General features: G+C 66.0%; 7 protein-coding genes. 6 read left to right on the top strand and 1 reads right to left on the bottom strand.

All coding sequences use genetic code 11. The annotated features are described in order from the left end of the window. Positions 1 to 36: 36 nt before the first annotated feature. Complete coding sequence (locus ACE3TU_RS02900; protein ID WP_374619984.1) at positions 37 to 186, bottom strand: hypothetical protein; 150 nt, start codon at positions 184 to 186, stop codon at positions 37 to 39. 7 nt (positions 187 to 193) lie between these two features. Between ACE3TU_RS02900 and ACE3TU_RS02895 the strand changes: the two genes are divergently transcribed. From ACE3TU_RS02895 to ACE3TU_RS02870, 6 genes are all read left to right on the top strand, one after another. Next, entirely contained in the window at positions 194 to 13525 is a 13332-nt protein-coding gene (locus ACE3TU_RS02895) for a hypothetical protein (protein WP_374619982.1), read from the top strand. Between the two features lie 171 nt (positions 13526 to 13696). Beyond that, positions 13697 to 14956, top strand: coding sequence for an outer membrane protein (locus ACE3TU_RS02890; RefSeq protein ID WP_374619979.1), 1260 nt, complete (start codon positions 13697 to 13699; stop codon positions 14954 to 14956). A gap of 103 nt (positions 14957 to 15059) precedes the next feature. Continuing rightward, positions 15060 to 15368, top strand: a complete 309-nt coding sequence (locus ACE3TU_RS02885) for a DUF3467 domain-containing protein (protein ID WP_374619977.1) — start codon at positions 15060 to 15062, stop codon at positions 15366 to 15368. Between the two features lie 6 nt (positions 15369 to 15374). Continuing rightward, a complete protein-coding gene (locus ACE3TU_RS02880; protein ID WP_374619974.1) occupies positions 15375 to 17267 on the top strand; it encodes an efflux RND transporter periplasmic adaptor subunit in 1893 nt (630 codons plus the stop codon). 4 nt (positions 17268 to 17271) lie between these two features. Further along, on the top strand, positions 17272 to 19416 hold the full coding sequence (locus ACE3TU_RS02875) for a peptidase M50 (RefSeq protein ID WP_374619971.1): 2145 nt from the start codon (positions 17272 to 17274) through the stop codon (positions 19414 to 19416). Further along, positions 19409 to 21397: a preprotein translocase subunit SecA gene (locus ACE3TU_RS02870; RefSeq protein ID WP_374619969.1), complete on the top strand. Its 1989-nt coding sequence runs from the start codon at positions 19409 to 19411 to the stop codon at positions 21395 to 21397. Before ACE3TU_RS02875 ends, ACE3TU_RS02870 begins: the two co-directional genes overlap by 8 nt. Positions 21398 to 21475 lie beyond the last annotated feature (78 nt).

The following is a 21475-nucleotide window of genomic DNA, read 5'->3' as shown; positions in this document are numbered from 1 at the left end:
CGACTACGTCGACGACTTCGGCGCCATCGAGCACGTCTACGTCGCCGGGTTCACCAACCTGACGATCACGCCGACGACGGGCACCGCTCCCGCCGCCAGGATCGACATCAAGAACACCTGGATCAGACAGGATGTCGAGGATCCGTGGCCGGGCATCACGATTTCGGGCGAGATCGATGCCGTCACCGCGAACGTGCTGATCGATGCCAGGCTGGGCTCGGGCGACATCACTATCAATGCCGAGATCACCAGTGTCTCCCTGGAAGTCCTGACGAAGGGGTTCGTCGTTATCGACCTGCCGCCCGGCAGCATCTACGAATCCGGCGGCAGCCCGTACCCGGAGTGGAAGAACATCTCGACTTCAGGTGGCGTCGGCGACGTCGTCTCCGAGCAGGCCGTTGCGGACCTGCTCGACGACGCCCCGAAGCCCGGCCTGAGCGCGAACCGCATCTCGATCAATGCGGAGTACGTCAACCTCAATGGCGCCCTGACCAGCGGTCGCAAGGACTATGTTCTCGATATCGGCACGGCGACGATCAATGAAATCAACACCATCGAGAGCAAGCCGCACGCCCTGAAGCGCTACCTGCTGACCACCGCGTCGACCGACTCGTTCAACGCCTTCTGGGACGCCAAGGAAAAGCAGATCGTCATCGAGGAGTTCCGGGTTCCCGGCGGCTCGATCACCATCACTGGCAAGCTGCTGAACACCGGCAGGGGGTCCATCGACGCGCTGGGCGGGTACGTGCACGTCACGGTAGTCAATCGTTCCGACTGGGATGTACTGATCGAGAAGATCGACGTCACCGACCGTGGCGCGGGGACGATCATCCTCAACGACACGGCCAAGGGCACCAACGGGGGCTACGTCCAGACCTGGTACCAGACCAATCCCGACGGCACGGTCACGGTCAGCACCTCTTCGTGGGAGTTGGTCACCACACCGTCCACCGACCCGGCGGCTGTCGGCAATCGATCCTTCTCGAAAGACTACGTGCTGGTTGCCGGCAGCATGATCACCAATCCCCCGACCCTCAACGGGGGAACGGCCTTCAACGAGGTGTTCAGCTACCAGCCGCAGGAAGGGTGGCGATACGGCTACACGGTCGGCCAGATCACGCAGACCATCACCACGACCGTGCACACGACGTCCAAGTGGCTCGGCATCGACGCTTTCGCGGCCGATCCGGGGCCGATCACGAAGGGCCCGATCGTCGAGGTGATCGGTCAGCCGACGCTGATCGACAACAGCGTCTACTACTACCGGGATGCGACCGACGTCGCCAATGCGCCCGACCCCGCGCACACCTATGTGTCATGGGACTACGCGCTCGCAGCACCGAAGACCTACACCCGCGACCTGCCTACAATCAGCCATTGGTACGGCACGAAGGACTACCGCAAGGAAGTCAAGGTCGTTGAGAAGACACAGGAAAACGGCACGCACACGATCGAGGCCGATCTGCCGGTGACCATCAGGTTCACCGGCTACGAGGAGGCGAGGGTCGAGATCGACTCTCGCGGTGCCGGCGACGTGCTCGTGAAGGGCGGGATATTCAACGACACCGGCCTGACCAAGATCAGCTCCAACTCGGAGATCAAGTCCACTAACGCGACGTCCGTGGTGCAGGGCGTTCGCATCGAGCTTGCCGCCAGGGACGATATCGGTAGTGACGGTATTATCGGTGCGGCGGCAACCGGAGGAACGCTGCAGGACATCCTGCCGCTCCGTATCGACCTGGTCGATTTCTACCCCAAGGACTTCAAGGGTGCCGGCTCCGTCGCGCCGACCTTCGCGGTGGTGTCCGCGACGTCCAGCAACGGTGGCGTCTACCTGCGCGAAGTCTCTGGCGACATGCAGATCGGGGCCATCACGGCAACGCGCGGCAACGTCGTCCTGATTGCCCAGTCGGGGATTCTGGCGGCCGAGACGTCCGCTGGCTTCTTCGCCACGGGCCTTGTCACCGGCAACTCGATCGACCTGATCGCGGACCGCTCAACGGCCCTGCCGAATGGCGCGGTCGGCGGCATCGGGCGGGGCGAAGGCCAGCCCCTGCTGATCAACTCCGGCGTGCTGCCAGAGCACCGTGTCAGCCTGCTGGCGCTTCGCGACATTGCGGTACGCGAGACCGCCGGCGATATGCGGCTGGTCTTCGCCACCACGTTGGGCGAGGTCTATCTCAAGGTGGACGCCGGATCGCTCATCGACGCCGACTTCACCGTGCAGAAAGACCTTCGTGTCCGCGAGGAACTCCTCACGGGTCTGTGGAGCGACCTGCAGCTGACCGATGGCTCCGGCGCTCAGCAGAAGATCGACGATACCCTCACCGGCTATGAGAACTGGAAGCGGCAGGAGTACCAGACCTACTGGACGCTGAAGAACCAGTTCGACGGCACGTCCGTGCACCTGACGGAACAGGAGATCGCCTACTACACCGCGTTCTACGGTGGCGGCCAGGCCGCGGCAGACGCGATCGCAGCACTGGAGGACTCCCGGACGGCGCAGTACCTCGACCTCGCGGCGGACTACGCCGGCTACGGCGAGGTTCAGCGTATCAACATCGATGTCGCCTACGCCCAGTACTGGGCGTACCGGACGTCCCAGCCGGTAGTGATGAGCCAGTTCGAAATCGAGGCCCTTACCAGCCTCCTGACCGCAGACGCGCTGGCCGCAAATGCATTGCTTGCCACGCCTTTGCGCAACGAGCTCGACCTGTTCGTCGCGGACTATCTCGAGGCCAACCTGGATGCCGCAGTCGTGGCGCAGGAGACCTTGCTAGGCCATTCGCTGTCCGACGCTGAACTGGCCGAGGTCGAGGCCGGCCTCATCGCCGACGCCCTTGCGGCCAACAGCTCGTCCGCGACCCCACTGGTGAATGACCTCGACCTGTTCGTTGCCGGCTATGTCGCAGCCAACCTTGACGCGCGGAATGCCGACGATCTCGAGCTCATGTTCGGGCGCCTGAACGAGAACGCCATTCACTACGACAGGACGATTCCGGCCAACGCGGTCAACAGCACCCCGACCGAGATGAAGTATCTGTTCGCCACAGGCAGCGTGGCCTCCAACCTGACCTCCTCGATCAAGGTCTGGACCGAGCAGGAGCTGCTCTTCGCCTTCGGCTCGGGCGTCATGAAGCCGGTGACCTCGACGGAGACGGTCATCGAGGCCAGCAACATCAATGCGGCTTCGATCTCCCTGGTTACGTCCGCCAATATCGGCAAGGTCGATCAGGAACTGATCATCGATCTGGGCAACGGCCAGTCCGTGCCCAACCTGACCGACGACGAGCGCGTCGCCATCGCGGCAGCCGAGCGCCAGGACATCGTCTACGCCAGCGTCCTCAGGCAGGGGATCGTCGCGACATTCACCAATGTCGGGGGCCACGGGGTCATCACCACCACCGGCGGCTGGACGGACTTTGCCGCCGGCGATGTGATCTACGTTGCCGGCGCGACGACGAACAAGACCGAGGAGGGCCGCTACTTCACCATTGGTCTCGTTGACGGTGACGCCCTGCATCTGATCAACGGTCAGACCTTTGCCACCGAGTTCAACCGCGTCATCGACGTGGCCAATGTCGAGCTCGATCCCACGGCCGTCGGTGTGACCATCACCAAGATCATCGTCAGCCGTCGTGACGACGTCGACGTGTCCACGGCCGGGCTGATCGACGCGACCGCCGGCGGGTCGATCTATCTCGGCACCACCGGGGGCATGCAGATCGGCACCATCGCCGCCGGCAGCGGCGAAGCCGTCCGCCTCAAGGCAAAGGGCGCCCTCGTCAACGGCCTGCCGGGCAACGGCGTCAATATCACGGGCTCCGATATCGTGCTGGAGGCCGCGGACGCGGGGATCGGCGAGAACAAGGCCATCACCCTGTCCATGTTCGCCGGCGGCAGCCTGGTGGCTCGCGCCACCGACGACATCCGCCTGACCGCACCAAGCACCGATCTGCTGGTCGATTCGATCTACTCGCGCTCGGGCGACGTCTTCCTGGATGCGACCCTGGGCTCGATACTCGACGCCCTCGGAACCGATTCCGAGAAGATCCGGGCCAATTTCATCTCCCTCACTGCAGGCGGCTCCATCGGAACTGCGACCGACCTGCTCGAGATCAACGTCACCGGCACCTACTCGTACGACCCCGCCGATCCGTCCACCGACGGCACCATTGTCGCCAGTGCTGGCGGCGATGTCGCCCTCAGGGAGACCGAAGGGGACATGTATGTCCGCCATGTCACGTCCACCGCCGGGGACGTGTACCTCGAGGCGATACTCGGCTCCCTCCTCGACGCCGAATATGTCGGGGTGGTCAATCCAGGGGATCCGGTGCCCCCGCAGGCCGGCGCCGACATCATCGGACGCAGCGTCAGCCTCTACGCCAAGACGGCGATCGGGCGGTCCAACAACGAACTGGAAATCAACTCGTCGACCTCCGGCGACGGCAAGGTCCGGGCCTTCACTGACATCGAGAGCATCTTCCTCGTCGAGACCGTCGGCGACCTCAACCTCGATCAGGTCGGGACCCCGACCGTCGATGGCGCCAACGACTTCCGGCCGCAGGCGTTCCTCGTGGCGCTCAGTGGCAGCATTCTGAACGCCCGCGCCCTCAACGAGGCGGACCAGCGCAATATCGTCTCGCGCATGACCTACCTGTCGGCGTCGCAGAACGTCGGCACCAGTTCTCGTCGTGTCACGACCGAGGTCGGCAACCTGGAGGCGACGGCACAGGCGGGGAACACCTACATCCTCAATCTGGGCGGACTGATCGTCGGCGACGTGCGTGCTTCGTCGTCGGGCGTCACCGCCGGCGGAAATGCGTCCGTCATGGCCTCCAGCCCCATCCTGATCAAGGAGAGCAGCATCGCCCATGCAGGCGACCTGGAGTTCTGGGCCGAAGACGACGACGAACTGAGTGGCTTGGGTGACGACGACCTGCCGGACGATATCACCGTGCTGTCGGGCGTTACCCTCGAGGCCACCGGGCAGATTCGCCTGCTGGCCGGCGACGACCTCGTTGTCCAGGAGGACGCGATCATCGACTCCGATGTCAGCATCCTGATGGCGATCGACTACCAGGCGTCTGCCGTACTCGATCCCGATGCGCCGGGCGGTAATGCCGAGCTCCTCGGCACCTTCCACGCCCCGGTCATCACGCTGAATGGCGGCGGCCAGGCCGATACGGTGCTGATCGATGTGATCGCGCTACAGGGCAATACCTTCGTCAATGGTGGAGGCGGCGACGACGTCGTGACCGTCGACAAGCTGCCCGCGATGAACACCTATCAGGGCGTCATCGTCGCGGGCTTTGCCAAGGACGGGCAGGGCAGGGAACTGCGCGACGAGCTGACAATCGATGGCCAGGACGGCAGCGACCACACCATTGTCAACATCGAGGGCGCGACCTCCGATTACGTGATCAACGTCGTCGATACCGGCAGCAGCCTCGATGCGCTCGATGTCCTCACCGTCGAGGGCACGGCGCTCGCCGACACATTCCTGATGCGCAGCGGCATGATCGCCAATCTGCGTGAGGATGGCGCGGGCGGCTATCTCGACGCGTTCGAACGCATCAACTACACCCCCGCGGTCAACGGCCGCGTCATCATCGAGGGTCTCGGCGGAGACGATAACTTCTACTTCGACGACAACTCGGCGATCATGACGGTCGACGGTGGCGAGGGGGACGACTTCTTCCAGGTTGGCCAGCTGTTCGCGACCTCGCGCGATGCCGCGACCGAGGGCGTCTTCGCCATCGAGTCGGTTGCCGACCGCTTCGAAACCATCCCTGTGTCGTTCGGCTTCCTGTCGCTGGGCATAAGCCTGCCGGCGGTGCTGTACGGCGGTTCGGGCGAAGACCGCTTCGTCGTCTACTCCAACCATGCCGACCTGCGGCTCGAGGGCGAGGACGACAATGACGAATTCGTCATCCGGGCGTTTGCCCTCGGCGACGGCACCAAGGTCAAGCTGAATGGCGGTGGCGGCGACGACCTGATCCAGTACAACGTCAATGCCCCGGTCGACATCGATGGCGGTGCCGGCTTCGACAAGATCGTCGTTCTGGGCACCGAGTTCGCCGATGTGTTCGTGATCACCAAGGACGGCGTTTACGGCGCCGGCCTGACGGTCCGCATGTCCAACGCCGAAGCGATGGAAGTGGACGGCCTCGAGGGCGACGACACGTTCTATGTCCTGTCGACGGCCGCCGACGTCGTCACCACCATCATTGGCGGACTCGGTTCGGATACCTTCAACATCGCCGGCGATGTGACCAAGACGGTGGTTGCCGACAATGACGGCAGCCAGGGTGCCATCAGCCACACCGTTCAGAGCGCGGACCTGCGCTACAATGGCATGTTCGTGCGGGGTCTCGACCTGACTGCCACCGGCGCCACGACCGGTGCCTCGATCGACACCGGCGACGGACTGTCGGTACAGGAAGACGACCCGCTGTCGATCGATAGCTACAAGCTGACCCTGCCGGATGCTCCGGCGGTAGGCGCCTCGGTCTTCGTCACGGTGTCTGCCGCGCAGGCCTCGACCCTGACGCGGTCCCGACCCGGCGGTCCGGGCAAGACGATCCTCGTCTCCCTCGACGGGGTCAACTTCGCCGCGGCGGTGACGGTCGAGTTCACGGCCGCCAACTACGCCGCAGGCCGGACGATCTTCGTGAAGGCAGAGTCAGACACCGGCGAGGAGGGTAAGGCCGTTGTCGCCATTTCCCACTCCGTCGTGACGACCGATCCGGCCTACGAGGGCTTCGATATCGGTAACGTACTGGTTACCGTCGGTGACGACGACAAGCCGGCTGTGGTCATCGCCGAGAGCGCGGGCAACACGCAGGTCTTCGAGAATGGCGCGTCCGACAGCTACGAGGTCTCTCTGAGCCGTGCACCGGCGCCCGGTGAGATCGTCACGGTCACCCTGCAGCCCGGAACGGGGCTGACGCTTTCGACGACGGAACTGAAGTTCGGCGCTGTCGCGGGGGCAGGGGTCTTCAAGTGGGACGACGCGCAGACCGTGCTGGTGTCGTCCGTCAATGACGGCATTGCCAACCGCTACGTCTCTCCGATCCTGCACGACGTCTCGTCGTCGGGCGGACTCTATGCCGCGGTTGACAGTGAACTCGTGCAGGTCGAAGTCATCGACGCCGCCACGCCCGGTGTGGAAATCATCGAGAGCGACGGCTTCACCAGCGTCTCCCAGGCCGGCCAGACCGACACCTACCAGATGGTGCTGACGGCGTTGCCGACTGCGGACGTCAGGGTCAACATCGTCGTCGATGGCAAGGCCAAGCCGGTCGTCGGCGGCCGCGTGCTTCAGGACGCCAGCGGTTTCTACGTCGTCTTCACCAGTGCAAACTGGTCGACGCCGGTCACCGTGACGCTGGAGTATGACGCGACCGGGTCGAATTCGACCCAGAACCAGCGCGTGTTCTCGCAGCAGCCGCACGACCTCGTTTCCATCCAGGGACCGCTGTTTGTCGAAGGTGGTGTGGGTCCGAGCGATCGCTCGATCACGCGTGCGGTAGTCCTGCCGGGCGAACTCAACCCTGCAGTGATCCGCGACGTCGACACAGATGCAGAAGACGACCTCGACCGGCTGAACGTGTTCTCCGACACGGTGCAGGCCGACACCACCGGGCTGCTGACCGAAACCCGCATCACCGGCCTCAACATGCCGGGCGGCCAGTTGACCGCGAACCTGGGCAACAACGTCTTCAAGGACTTCGACCGCGGCATCACCTACACCAACTTCGGCGTCGTCGAGGTCCTGCTGGGCGAGGGAAACGACACCTTCGAGATCGACGGCACGCTGGCCTCCACCCTCACGGTGGTGCATGGCGGCGGCAACCGCGTCCTGACAGAGCCCGAGATCGGCGCGGGTGGCATTGTCGGGGACCGTCTGACGGTACTCGACAGCCTCGGCCCGGTGGTCCTGTTCGGCGATACGTCGGCGAACGGCTTGCGCTACAACTCCGTGCCCCTGACGCCCGATGGGTCGGCCTACCGCTTCGACATCTACGGCAACGATGTGCTGGATGCATCCGGAGCGCAGGGCATCGTCGTCGTCGACGGCGGTGCCGGCATCGATGACCTGCTCGGCGGACAGTCGACCAGCTTCATGGCCGGCGGCACCGGTGACGATCTCATCACCGGCGGTGTCGGCACCAACTGGATCATCGGCGACAGCGCCTTCGACGTCGACTACCTGCTGCGTACGGTGATCATCGACGACGATGCCGACACGGCGGGCGCCGACACCATCACCGGCGGCGCCAATATCGACGTCATCATCGGCGACCACGGTATCATCAGCCAGGAGGATATGCTGGAAGGCGTCCTCGACATGATGACCTTCCGTGAGGTCGTCCAGGTCAAGACCACCAACACCTCGGTGGGCGGCGATGACGAGATCGACGCCAAGGAAGGCCGCAACATCGTCTTCGGCGGCACCGGCGCAGACACCATCAAGGGTCTCGGAGGGCAGGACATCCTGTTCGGCGACAACGGCGTCGCTGACTTCGAAGACGGCAAGCCGACCCAGATCGAGAGCATCGATCCGGACTTCGGTGGCAAGGACCACATCACCACCTTCATCGGCGCGCCCGTCCTGGGCAACCTGCGCAACATCGTGGTCGGCGGCAGCGATGACGACATTCTCGACGTCGTCGCCGGGGCTCCGGGCGTCGATCCGGGCAATGCCGGCGATGTCGTCCTCGGCGACAACGGCCTGGTCATGTTCGATGACGAGGCCCGCGTCGAGGTGATCATCAGCACCTTTGTCGACAATGGCGGCAAGGACACCATCACCACCAGCGCCGGCCGCAACATCGTCATCGGCGGCTCCGACGTGGACGACATCACCTCGGGCGACGAGGCCGACACGCTGCTTGGCGACAACGGCGCCGCCTTCTTTGCCGCCGGCATCGTCATCCGCGTCGAATCCACCGCCACCAACAAGGGAGCCAGGGACACCATCCGCGCCGGAGCCGGCAAGAACATCGTCTTCGGCGGCTACGGTGGCGACATCATCACGGCCGGCACCGGCACCAGCGTGATCCTCGGCGACAACGGCCTTGCCCTCTATACCAGCGACGGCGTGCGGCAGATCGTCCAGACCATGGCCGAGGCCGACTTCGGCGACGACGAGATCACCATCGTCGATGGCGATCACATCCTGCTCGGCGGTTCAGGCAACGACACGCTGACCGCCGGCGACGGCAACAACGTCATCATCGGTGACAATGGCGTCACCAATTTCGAAGGTGGCGACCTGGTGGCGCTGGTCAGCGCCTGGACCGAGTTCGACGGCGTCGACACGATCCGGGCCGGCTCCGGCTTCAATACGATCATGGGCGGTGGCGCCGGTGACGACATTGCCATTCAGGTCGGTAACAGCGTCATCTTCGGCGACTCCGGCTTTGCCGCCTTCTCCGACAATCTCGCGACGATTGCCTTCTCCATCGATCCGGACAAGGGCGGCATCGACAAGATCCGCGCTGGCAACGGCAACGCCATCATCTTCGGCGGCGCCATGGGCGATGACATCGGCAATGCCGATGGCAACAGCGTCATCTTCGGTGACAGCGGGCATGCCGAGTTCGACGGCGAAGAGGTTACCGTCGCCTACGCCATAGCCACCGCCATCGGCGGCGCCGACACCATCGTGTCCGGCAACGGCAACAACGTGATCTTCGGTGGCGCGGCCGGCGACAACATCACGACCGGCAACGGGCGCTCGGTGGTGTTCGGCGACAGCGGCTATGCCGAGTTCCTCAACGGCTATGCCAGGCTCGCCTATGCCATCGACACCGCGGTCGGCGGGTCGGACACCATCCAGACCGGCAATGGCGACCAGATCGTCGTCGGCGGCGCCTTTGGCGATGACATCACCACGGGCACCGGCAGCGACATCGTCTTCGGCGACAACGCGGTTCTCTACTTCTCCGAGCCGCCCAAGGGGACGGTGCCAACCCTGCTCAAGGCCTTTGTCATCTCGCCGCTCGACGGCGGCGACGACACCGTGTCGTCCGGCACGGGAAACGACATCCTGATCGGCGGCACCGGGGCGGACAATCTCTCGGGCGGCGCGAATGACGATCGCATCTTCGGTGATCACGCGCTGTTCGACGTCACCCTGCCGGCCGATCAGTTGATCGTCGGCATCTACACCGCCGCGAACCAGGGCGGCGGGGACGACGAACTCTACGGCGACGACGGCAACGACATCATCTTCGGCCAGGTCGGCGGCGACACGATCGAGGGTGGCGTCGGCGACGACGATCTCACCGGCGGCCACAACATTCTCGGCGGGGCCGACGGCGACGACACCATCTGGGGTGGCGATGGCGAGGATGTCATCCTCGGCGACAACGGCATCATCGGCCGGACGATCGTCGCCGGCACCGACTGGAAGGACTTCGTCTACAAACTTAACCCGGTGGTCCCGAACCGCCCGGCGGCCCTGATCCGCGACGTCGTCCTGTTCGACCATGCCGATTTCATTGGCGGCGACGACGAGGCGCACGGCGGGGCCGGCGAGGACCGTATCTTCGGACAGCGCGGCGACGACACGCTCTACGGCGATGCCGATGCCGACGAGGTCATCGGCGGGCTCGGCAGCGACACCATGGACGGCGGTGCCGGCGCGGACATCCTGCTCGGTGACGAAGGGCAGATCGTCCGCGCCGTGAATGGCAATGGTGCCGCCATCCTCAATTCAAACCAGACATGGCACCGCGACGTTGTCCTCGAAGAGGTGGCCAGCATTGGCGGGCTGATCAGCCTCAGCTCCAACCTCTCGGTCAGCGGCACCGGTCTGGCCCAGCAGTTGCTCGGCTACGATGCGCTGCTCGTCGGCGGGGCCCTCACCAGTGGCGGCGCCAACGTGATCGTCGGGGCGAACGCCTGGGATACCCGGGCAGTGGGCATCGTGCTCGAGGAAGCCTACGACGACACAATCGACGGCGGCACCGAGGACGACGTCATCTTCGGCCAGCGCGGCGACGACACGCTGCGGGGCGGGAGCGGCAACGACACCATGTTCGGTGATCGCGCCAGCAACACCAGCGCCTTCGCCACCGACCTGCCGGGCATCGTCAACGCTTACCGGCTGATCTCGGCGGCCGATGGGCTCGGCATCACCCTGCCGGTCTACGGGCAGCTGGTGGTTCCGGCCGTCAACCTCCTGCCGACCGAACTGACGCCGTATCTCCCGCAACTCGAACTGCATCCGTTCGCCGCCGGCTTTGCCGGCGACATGGCGCAGCGCGACAGCATCGCTCTCGCGTCCGGCGGATCCTTGCGGGTTCTTGCGGCAGTCCAGGGCGACATCACCCGCGCCGGCGATCTCTACGGCGACGACACCATCTCGGGTGGTGAGGGCAACGACACGATCTTCGGCGATGATGGCCGCATCCTGCCTGAGCAGGGCACCGGACATGCCGTGATCGACGAGAACCTGTCGGGCCTGTCGATCACCATGCGCGACGTGATGGTCAACCTGTCCTCCCTGGCCTTTGCCGGCAATGCCCTGCAGGGTGGCAGCAATGTCATCGTTTCGCTCGGCAACGACACCGTCGACGGCGATGCCGGCGACGACACCATGTTCGGCGACAGCGGCACCATCATCGTGCCGTCGAGCTACCTGCTCCTCGAGGGGACGGACGATCAGGCCGCGGCCCTGGGCATGAACGCGACGATCTTTGCGTTGCAGACCGCCCTGACCGATCTCTCCTACATGAGCCACGCGGCGGGCGTGCAGGTAATCAGCGCCTACAACACGACCAACGGCAATACCGGCAAGACCTACAACCCCAAGACCGCCGTGCTGACCGGACCGAACTACCGCCTGGTTATCGGCAACGACACCATGCGTGGCGGAGCCAACAACGACCTCGTGGTCGGTGACAACGGTGTCGTGGTGCTTTCGGCCACCATGATGACTGCCCCGGCACCCTACGCGGTGCAGACGACCGCCCAGCGCAAGGTCATCGACACCGCCCTCGCGGCCCAGGACAAGACGCTCACCGCCGCGCTCGCGGCGCACGTCAAGGCGAGCCACCGCCTGGATCTGACTGCCAACACCGGCGCCGCCTGGCTGTTCGGCAACCAGCTCGGCTACGGCCTGGGGGTCGGCAACGACCTGATCGAGGGCAATGACGGCGACGATATTCTGGTCGGCGATCTGGCCATCATCCAGCAGCCGGTGCTGCTTGCGGGCTTCACATCCAAGCAGGCCAAGTCGGTGGCCGACAAGCAGCAGAACGCCTTCCTGAAGACGATCGACGCCCTGTTCGTCGGCAACCTCAATGCTTCGGTGGCGCTCGCCAACGCCTTCGGCGTGCAGACCGACGTCACCAAGGCCAAGAAGGTGGATTGGTCGAGCTACGGCTCCTCCAACCCGTGGCTGCTCGACATCAAGGACGCGCGGCAGTCCAAGAAGCCCGCCATGGACTACGTCTCCCTCTACGCCGACGAGTTGCACGGCGGCGAGGGCGGCGACCTGATGTACGGCGATGCGGCCTACCTCATGCCGATCGTCAACACCACCGGGTCGGCCGGCCTGATGACGGCGATGCGGGTTCTGCCGGTCGGCGAAACCGGTGCGACGCAGGCGGCGACGCTGCGCTACATCTACTACTACGGCGCCCTGGGTAAGCTGCAGCGCGCCAGCAACACGGACGTCAACCTCAAGCCGATCTACAACATCAACGGCGACCAGATGTTCGGCGAGGGCGGCAACGATGTGATGTTCGGCCTGCTCGGCGATGACTACCTGAGCGGTGCCGGCGGCGACGACCAGATCTCCGGCGGCAACGGCTATGATCGCGTCAATGGCGGCACCGGCACCAACACCTTCGGCTACGACCGTACCCGCGACACTGCCGAAAAGGGCGGCGGCCGGGATCTGGTTCGCCAGACCCTCGATGCGAGCTCGAACAGCGCCATGCTGGGTCGCAACTGGGTCGTGCCGATGATGCAGGACCTGGGCCGCGATACCGGCGCCGCCGCGCTCAAGGGGCTGCTGTTCGGCAAGAACGCCATCGTCGTCACGGGAGCGATGAACCAGCAGAAGACCCTTGCCGCCGCCACTCCGGTGGTACCGCGTCAACCGTTCCCGTTCGTCACCGCGCCGCCGCCCGACTCGATCATCTTCAGCCCGATCGACCTTGGGGAGCGCGAGGTGATTGCCGGCTACCATTCCGCTCGGCCCTTGCCCGCCGACCTGATCACCGGGGTGCGCAACGGCACCATCGTGGTCGAGGCCAATGACGACGACCCGCTCGCCGAGCGCGACGATCTCGACCATTGGGCCTACGACGTGCCCTCGGGCGAGTTCGTGCCGGTCGACACGCTGCCGCCGTCCAATGCCCGCACGGCGCTGTTCGCCCTCATCGAGCAGGCTGCCGGGTCGTTCGGGGGCGCTGGCGGCCTCGGCGGTTCCGGCCCCGGGCCGGACGAGTACGGCGAGATGTGGGGCTTTGATGAAGAGACCGGCACGCTCGGGCCGATCTAGCGGTTGGCCGCGGCGGTCCGTCCCGCGACGGGCCGCCCGGCGCATTGCGTCTGTTGCCTGTCGGCCACGAGCGACGGGCGAGCAGTGGGAAAAGGTCAAGTGGTTTGACCGATCGGCAGTCCTCCGCTAGGTAGGAACGATCGGGCATTTGCGGGGGCGGGGATGTACCAAGTGAGACTCGGCAGGCTGTTCGCACTCGGCGCGGCGGTGTTTGCGGCATCGGTGACGGGCGCATCGGCACAGTCCCCGAACTGGGAAGGGTACTATATCGGCGCCCGCGTCGGCATCGCCGCCAATGGCCTGACTTACGAGCGAACCACGGATATTCCGCCCCAGGTCTACGACTTTTCCAGGACCACCGGCACCTTCGGCATCTATGGTGGCGGCGACATGCTGGTGGCCCCGCGGATCGTCGGCGGCGCCGAACTCAGCTTCGACAGCATCATGGCGACCTTCGATCCGTTCATCGACGGCATCGGCGGCGAGATCGCCAGCGCCGATTTCGGTTTCGGTGTTTCGGGGCGCCTTGGCTATCTGCTGACGCCGAATTCGCTGGTCTTCGGTACCCTGGGTCTCGCCGGCCAGTCGCTCACCGTCCCGGTGGGCTTTGACGAGACCGACCATGCCACGGTTCTAGGTGCTCAGCTCGGGGTCGGTGCGGAAGCGTTCGTCTCCGACAACCTGTCCGTGCGCGTCGACGCGCGCTACTTCCATCCGTTCCAGACCTTCACCGATGCCGATCTCGAGGCTTTCGACCCGCGCCACTTCACCGTCACGGCCGGGCTGAGCTATCACTTCGACAGTGAGAGCGGCGGCCCCACCGACGCTCCGCGCCCCGTCGTCAACTGGACTGGCGTGACCCTTTCGGTCGCCCTCGGCTACGGGGCAGGCGAGATGGAGCGCTACACCGATACGCCGGGAGCGACCGATGGCCCCTGGTGGGCTGAGAGCCCCAGCCTCGGCGCGAGCCTCGGCTACGACTATCGCCTCGACGATGACTTCGTGGTCGGTGTCGCCGGTTCGGCGGAGTTCACCTCGCTCGTCTTCTACGATCCGGATCAGGATTCCCCGTTCACCGACGCAACGACCGAGTTCGGCAGCGTCACCGCCATCATCGCGCTCACTGGCCGCGTCGGCTATCTGGTCGATGAATCGACGCTGGTCTACGGCAAGGCAGGTCTCGCCGCGCTGCTTACGCACGCCAGCCCGGACTTCTTTGCCCTGGACGGGGGCGACGGCGAATGGTTGCCGGGTGTGCAGTTCGGCGGCGGCATCGAGACGGCGATCGCCGAGAACCTGACGCTGAGCCTCGAGGGCACCTACACCCAGGCCATGGATGCCCTGGTAACGACCAACCTGCAGAGCGATCAGATCGAGTTGACCCCCGGTGTGCTGGCCGCCCGGATGGGCCTGCACTACCGGCCGCTCTGAGTGGCGCGGGCTCCCGCGCGGCTGCGGCGCGCCGGAGCCTTTCTGTGGTAGCGTGTGACGCCCGCCATCACCGGGCGGCGTCGGTTTGAGGAGTGCGTGAGAAATGTCCAGCCAGTCAGAGGCGCCCCAGGCGGCCGCGCCGGAGGGTGGCGATGCCCGGTCCATCAACTGGGTCGAGGACAGGATGACGACGCAGTTCGCCAACGTGGTCAATGTGCAGGGCACGCGCGAGCAGGTCGACCTCTTCTTCGGAACCAACCGCACCTGGAACCCGCAGTCCGGCCAGCAGGTGACGGTCGATCTCAGCAGCCGCGTCATCCTCACGCCAATTGCCGCCAAGCGCCTGATGTCGGTCCTAGCCGGGGTGCTGCGTGAACACGAGCGGCGCTACGGAGCGCTCGAGACGGAGTAGCGGGCCTTGGCCGCGCAGGACGACGACGGCTCCGCTATCGATAGCCCGCCACCGGACGCAGCCACCGGATCGGCCGCCGAGCCCGAGGTTCTTGAGCCGGCGCTCTGGCAAAAGCTGCTCGGCGCATCCGACACTGCCGCTTTCGCCGCGGCGTTTGTACGGCTCCAGGTGCTTTCGGTGCCCGGCGCGAACGCCGCAACCCTCTTCCTCGTCGATCAGGGGCGGCCGTCCTTGGTCGCCGCATGGCCGGCAAGGGCGGGCGAGGTGCCCAAGCCTCTGGCCGAAATGGCGGCCCTCGTGGTCGCACAGTCCCGCACCATCCTCAGGGCCGGCGGTGGCGGGGCGCATCGCCTGATCGGCCAGCCGGTGGAGATCGACGGCAGTCTCGTCGCGGTATCCATTCTGGGCGTCGCGGCCGATCCACGGACCGATGATCGCGAGGCGGCGTCCCGCCAGGTACGGCAGATGCAGTGGGGCCTCGCCTGGCTGCGCGATCACCTGCGGGCCGCCGCTTCCGGAGAGGCCAGAAGGGAGCGTGATCGCTCGCGCGCGACCCTCGAGATTCTCGCCACGGTCATCGAGAAGGAGGACTTCCGCTCTGCCGGCATCGCCGCGGCAACCGAGATGGCGCTGCGCTTCGACTGCGCCCGGGTCAGCATAGGCTTCGTCCGCTTCGGCTCGACGCGAGTGACCGCCATCTCCCACAGCGCCAGTTTCTCCCGCTCCATGCAATTGGTGCAGCAGCTCGGCGCCGCCATGGACGAGGCCGTGGATCAGCGGGCGATGATCCGGTTTCCGGTCGCTCCGGACGATGTCGTCGCCACGCACGCCCATGCGGGGCTGGCGCATGCGCAGCGCAGCGGCAACCTGCTGACCATCCCGCTCCTCGTCGTCGATCGCTTTGTCGGTGCCGTGACCTTCGAGCGTGCCGCCGGCCAGCCTTTCGAACCCGATCTGGTGCAGCTTCTGGACATCGTGATCGCTGCCATCGGGCCGATCCTCTACGAGAAGCGCCGCAACGACCGCTGGCTGATCGTCAAGGCCGGAGACGCGCTCTACACCCAGCTCAAGCGCCTGCTCGGCCCCGGCCACGTCTGGCGGAAGCTGTTCGTCGCAGGTCTCCTCGCTCTGGTGGTGTTCTTCAGTCTCGCGACCGACACGTTCAGGGTCACGGCAAATGCCCAGGTCGAGGGCAGCGAGCGCCGCTCCGTCGTGTCGGCCTACGATGGCTACGTGCAGACGGCGAAGGCGAGGGCCGGCGACTTCGTTCGGGCCGGCGACGAGTTGGCGAGCCTAGAGGACCGCGAGCTCAACCTCGAACGGCTGCGCTGGGAGGCCGAGAAGCAGCAGCACCGCTACGAGTATGATCGGGCGCTGGCCGCCCGCGAACCGGCCAATCTCAACATCATCCAGAGCCGCATCGATCAGGCCGACTCCCAGCTTCGGCTGATCGATGAGCAACTGGCCCGGCTGCGCATCCTCGCCCCATTCGACGGCCTGCTGGTCAGCGGCGACCTGAGCCAGCGCATCGGCGCCTCCGTTGCCCGCGGCGAGACGCTGTTCGAGCTCTCCCCGCTCACCGGCTACCGCGTCGTCATGGTGGTTGACGAGCGCGACATCGCCGAACTCCAGGTGGGGCAGTCCGGACAGGTGGTCTTCACGTCGCTGCCGGAGCAGCCCTACGACATCACCGTCGAGGTCATCACGCCGGTGGCCGTCCAGGTGCAGGGCCGCAACGGCTTTCGCGTCGAGGCGGCCATTGCGGGAGATCTGGACCGGCTGCGCCCCGGCATGACGGGCGTCGGCAAGGTCTCCGTCGAGCAACGGCCGCTGCTTGCCATCTGGTTGCACCCGATCCTTGATTGGCTGCGGCTGACGCTCTGGCGCTGGGTCCCGTGACCAGATGAGCCAGTCGCTGCTCAGTTCGTCCTGGTACCGGGTCAGTGCCCTGAAGCCGCGGCTGCGGGGCCACGCCGAAATCCACCGCCAGCGCTTCCGCGGGCAATTGTGGTATGTGCTGCAGGATCACCAGACGGGGCGCTTCCACCGTCTGTCCCCGGCGGCCAACCTGGCCCTGGCTCTGATGGACGGTCATCGCACGCTCGATGAGATATGGGACATGGTCGGTCGCAAGGCAGGCGACGATCCGCCCACCCAGGACGAGATGATCCAGCTGCTCTCGCAGCTTCACGCCAGCGATCTGCTGCAGAGCGAGTTGCCGCCTGATTTCGGCGAGATCTCCGACCGTGCCTTGAAGGCGTCGCGAAGCACGGTCGTCAGCCGCCTGCGCAACCCGCTCGCCCTGCGCTTCCCGCTGTTCGATCCCGACCGTTTCCTCGATGCCACCGTCGGGCTGGTCCGGCCGCTGTTCAGCTATTGGGGGCTGCTGGCCTGGCTGGCGCTGGTGATCGCCGGGGCAGTGCTCGGCGCGATGAACTGGGCGGAACTCACCGGCGATGCCACCGACAGGCTGCTGAGCGTCGGCAATCTGGCGCTCATCGTCGCCGTCTACCCCTTCGTCAAGGCTCTGCACGAGGCCGGGCACGCCTATGCCGCCAAGGTGTGGGGCGGCCAGGTGCACGAGGTGGGTATCATGCTGCTCATCTTCGTGCCGGCCCCCTATGTCGATGCCACCTCAGCCACGGCCTTCCAGTCCAAGGCGCGGCGGATGGTGGTGAGTGGCGCCGGCATCATGGTGGAGTTCGGGCTGGCGGCGCTGGCGATGATCTTCTGGGTCAATGCCGAGCCCGGTCTGGCCCGAGCGCTTGCCTTCAATGTGATGCTGATCGGCAGTATCTCGACGCTGTTCTTCAACGGCAATCCGCTGCTGCGCTTCGACGGCTACTACATCCTGATGGACCTGATCGAGATTCCCAATCTCGGCAGCAGGGCCAACAAGTACTTCTGGTACCTCGTGCAGCGCTACCTGCTCGGCATCGAGTCGGTGGAGTCGCCCGCCAACGTGCGCACCGAGCGCAAGTGGCTCCTCTCGTACGCGGTCTTGGCCTTCATCTACCGCATCTTCCTCAGCATCGCGATCGCCCTGATCGTCGCCACCAAGCTGTTCTTCGTCGGTGTCGCCCTGGCGCTGTTCAGCCTCGCCAGCACCTTCCTGTTTCCAATGCTCAAGGGCATCGGCTTCCTGTTCACCTCACCCCGGCTGCAACATCGCCGGGGGAGGGCCATAGCCGTTGCCTCGGTGTTCCTTGCCACGATCGTCGGCTTCGTCGGCTTCGTCCCATTGCCCTACGCCACCGTCGCCCAGGGAGTGGTCTGGCTGCCCGGCGAGGACGAGGTCCGCGCCGCTACCGCCGGCATGCTCGTCGAGGTTCTGGCTCAGCCCGACGAGGCGGTCAGTGCCGGGGCCCCGCTCCTGCGGTTCGAAGACCCCGGCATCGCCGAGCGCCGGGCGGTTCTGGCCTCGCAGGTCGACGAGCTCAACCTGCAATACGAGGCGATGCGCTTCCGCGATCGCACTCAGGCGGCCGTGCTGCTCGAGCGTCGGGCGCATGCCGAGGCCATTCTTGCCGCATTCGATCAGCGCGCCGCCGGCCTGACCCTCCAGGCGGGGCTCGCCGGTCGCTTCGTCCTGCCGGAGACCCGCTCGCTCTTGGGGCGCTTCTATCGCCAGGGCGATCTGCTCGGCTATGTCGTGCCGGACCGCACGCCTGTCGTCAGGATTGTCGTGCCACAGTCGGAAGTGGATCTGGTGAGGGCCCGAACCCGCAGCGTCGATGTTCGCCTTGCCTTCGCCCCGGAGCTGAGTATTCCGGCCAGTATCGGTCGAGCCGTTCCGGCTGCGCAGAAGGACTTGCCCAGTCTGGCGCTCTCCACCACGGATGGCGGCGACATCGCTCTCGGCGGAGGTGCCGGCGGGCCGGCCGCGCTCGAAAGCCTGTTCGTCTTCGATATCGCGCTCGAGCGTGCGCCGGAGGAGTTGTTCTATGGGGCGCGCGCCTGGGTTCGGCTCGACCATGGCAGCGAACCGCTGCTTTTCCGCCTGATGCGGGCCATCCGGCAGACCCTTCTGGGGCAGTTGGGTGCTTGAGCTGGCGCGGTCAGCGCTGCCGGCGCCGGTGCCCTATGAGGAACGCCGGGTCCGGGCGCCCAAGGGTGTGGACCGCCTTGTCGCGGGCTTTGCCGCGCGGCTCGGTGCCGCCTTCAGGTGGCGCCATCTGCCGGGGCTCCGCCGCATCCTGCGCCGGGTCAACGCACGAGGCGTGGTGCTCGCGGCCGCGTCGGACGACGGGCTTCGGGCGGAAGCGCGCACGCTCTCGCAGCGGCTGCGTCGCCGGCACCGGGCGACGCGGGACGAGCTCGCCGCAGTCATGGCCCTCGTTCGCGAGACGGCGTCGCGCCGGATCGGACAGCGCGCCTACGACGTTCAGGTTCTGGGTGCCTATGCGATGCTCCAAGGGTTCATCGCGCAAATGGCGACGGGCGAGGGCAAGACCCTCACGGCCGTGCTTGCAGCGGGTTGCATGGGATTGTCCGGTCGGGCGGTTCACGTGGTGACGGTCAACGACTACCTCGCGCGGCGCGACGCGGAGTACGGCCGTCCCGTCTACGAGGCCCTCGGCCTCAGCGTCGGCGTCGTGGTCACCGGCCAGTCCTTTGCTGAGCGCCGTGCCGCCTATGCCGCCGACATCGTCTACTGCACCAACAAGGAGCTGACCTTCGACTACCTGCGCGACCGGATCGTTCTGGGGGCCAGGGACGGCACGGCAGCACTCAAGTTCGAGGCCCTGCGCGAGGGGGGCTCGCGCCTCCCGGAGCTGCGGCTGCGTGGCCTGCATTGTGCCCTTGTCGACGAGGCCGACAGCGTGCTGATCGACGAGGCACGGACGCCCCTGATCATTTCGGCGCAAACGCCGTCACCCGTCGACCCGGGCACCGCCGACGATGCATTGAGCTTCGCGGCATCGCTGCGGCCCGGCCAGCACTACGAGGTCGTTGTCTCCCAAAAGCGCATCGTGCTGACCGCGGCCGGACGGGACGCCATTGCCACTTTCGCCGAGGGCAGGGGGCAGGGGTGGCGTGGCGTGGTTCGGCGCGAGGAACTGATGCGTCAGGCCTTGTCCGCCCTGCTGCTGTTCCATCGCGACCAGCAGTACATGGTCCGCGACGGAAAGGTGGTGATCATCGACGAGCACACGGGGCGCGCCATGCCGGATCGCTCGTGGAGCGACGGCCTGCACCAGCTGATCGAAATCAAGGAGGGCTGCCAGCCTTCGCCGGCGCGTACCACCATCGCGCGGATGACCTATCAACGCTTCTTCAGGCGCTACCTGCTCCTGTCCGGCATGACCGGCACCGCCGCTCCGGTCGCCACCGAGCTGAAGACGATCTATGGCACCGACGTCGTCGCCATTCCCACACATCGCCGTGTGCGGCGCATCGTGAGACCCCCCAGGGTATTCTCGACAGTCGATCACAAGTGGCGCGCCGTCGTGGCGCGGGTGGGCGAACTGCACGGGCGCGGCGTTCCGGTGCTCATCGGAACGCACACCGTCGCCGCCTCGCTGGATGCCAGCCGCAGGCTCACCGAGGCGGGCCTGGCTCACAGCGTGCTCAACGCCCGTCAGGATCAGTCCGAAGCCGAGACCGTGTCGGCCGCAGGCCTGCTGGGGGCAATAACCGTTGCCACGAACATGGCCGGCCGTGGCACCGACATCAAGCTGGGTCCCGGCGTGGAAGACCTCGGCGGATTGCACGTTCTCATGACCGAGCGCCACGAGGCGAGGCGGATCGACCTGCAACTGGCTGGGCGCAGTGCCCGCCAGGGGCAGCCTGGATGCTTCGAGACCTACCTGTCGCTGGAGGACGACATCCTCGCCGACGGTCCCGGAGCCGTCCTCGCGCGCGTCGCTCGCGCGCTGAGACCCGTGCTGGGCCAATGGCCCGGACGCCTTGCCATTGACGTGGCGCAGTGGCGGCTCGAGCGCATTCACCACCGGATGCGTGCGAGCCTGCTGAAGTCGGACGAAATGCAGTCGACCACCATGGCCTTCTCGGGCCGGCCTGAATAGACGCCACGAAACCGGGTGTTTTGACGCGCCCAAGGTGCGCCAAACCTCGGCCGAGGGGGCAGGGACGCGACCCGGCAC

Origin of the sequence: Devosia sp. (genome assembly GCF_041917035.1) — a bacterium.
GTDB lineage: Bacteria > Pseudomonadota > Alphaproteobacteria > Rhizobiales > Devosiaceae > Devosia_A.
The sequence above is the reverse complement of the archived record's forward strand: the minus strand, read 5'-3'. Positions and strand labels throughout refer to the sequence as shown.